The organism is Sphaerisporangium sp. TRM90804 (assembly GCF_029846175.1).
Lineage (GTDB): Bacteria > Actinomycetota > Actinomycetes > Streptosporangiales > Streptosporangiaceae > Sphaerisporangium.
Genome location: NZ_JARWAC010000080.1, coordinates 1 through 638, shown reverse-complemented (window position 1 = coordinate 638; position 638 = coordinate 1). Strand labels below are relative to the sequence as shown.

The window sequence follows — 638 nt, the reverse complement described above, 5'->3', positions numbered from 1 at the left end:
TGGGCGGCGAGCACCGCTTCGACCTCGCCGGGTTCGACCCGGAACCCGCGGATCTTCACCTGGGAGTCCACCCGGCCGGCGAACTCCACCACCCCGGCCCGGGTCCAGCGCACCAGATCCCCGGTCCGATACATCCGCGAACCCGCCGGGCCACCCGGCTCGGCCACGAACCGCTCGGCCGTCAGCCCCGCACGACCCACATACCCCCGCGCCACCCCCGCCCCGGCCACGTACAACTCCCCGACCACCCCGACCGGAACCGGCTGCAAGAACCGATCCAGCACATACACCCGCATCCCATCCAGCGGACGCCCCACCGGCACCACCACCGCATCGCCGTCCAGCTCATCCACCGGATGGAACAGCGCGAACGTCGTGGCCTCGGTCGGCCCGTACCCGTTGACCACCCGCACCCCCGGGCACGCCCGCAACACCCGGCGCACCGCGACCGGGGAGACCACATCGCCCCCGGTCCACACCTCACCGACCCGCGCGAAACACCCCGGGAACTCCTCGGCCAGAACCGAGAACAACCCCGCGGTGACCCACAACCCGCTCACGCCGCCCTCGGCGATCAACCGGGCCAACGCCGCCACATCCACCTCACCCGGCGGCCCCACCACCACCTCACCCCCGGA

At 72.7% G+C, this 638-nt stretch carries 1 protein-coding gene; it reads right to left on the bottom strand.

Features of this window, described 5'->3' with window-relative positions; translation table 11 throughout:
* On the bottom strand, positions 1–596 hold a 596-nt coding region (locus tag PYR91_RS36330), incomplete at its 3' end, for an AMP-binding protein (protein ID WP_279787566.1).
* Positions 597–638: the final 42 nt, after the last annotated feature.